This is a genomic window from Vibrio sp. 10N.222.49.C9 (assembly GCF_041474985.1).
Lineage (GTDB): Bacteria > Pseudomonadota > Gammaproteobacteria > Enterobacterales > Vibrionaceae > Vibrio > Vibrio crassostreae_C.
Map to the genome: position 1 here is coordinate 1 of NZ_JBFRVD010000262.1, position 571 is coordinate 571.

At 50.1% G+C, this 571-nt stretch carries 1 protein-coding gene; it reads right to left on the minus strand.

Annotated elements, in window-relative coordinates:
• Positions 1–571 (minus strand): M20/M25/M40 family metallo-hydrolase (locus tag AB4585_RS23055; RefSeq protein WP_372171126.1); only part of this gene is annotated, 571 nt, incomplete at both ends.

Here is a 571-nt window from a genome sequence, read left to right on the forward strand (position 1 = left end):
AATTCCCGTCACCACACCAACCGGCAGGTTAAGGTCTTCCAGTACCGGGCCTTGCTCAATATGCACCTCAAGGTACGCCTTCACGTCCTGTGGCAATCGTGCATCCTTACCTGCCAATTCAGGAGGTAAACCAAAGCTCAGCATGGCCTCGCACATAGCGATATTGTCGCTGTCCTTGATGTCCAGCCATGCAGGTCGAAAACAGCCAGCTGTCGCACTTGAGCCTATAAGAGTGGTATTGAAACGCACGCCCTCTTCATCGGCAAAGGCCACTAAGTCCACATGAAACGGTAGATTGATACCTTCAAGTTGCTTTAGCGCTTCTAACCCAAGCAAGATACCGAGATTGCCATCGTATTTTCCTGCATTCACCACAGTATCACTGTGAGAGCCTATGATGAGGGTCGGCTGGGTCGGGTTAGCAGAAGTCTTTCTTCCCCATTGATTTCCAACGCTGTCTTGCCAAACCTTTAGCCCTGCTAGGGCCATCCAGTCGGACAATTGCTGATGTGCTTGCTTATGCTCTTTAGTGAGATAGGCTCGAGTTAGCCCATTCTTCATGGCACTAAAT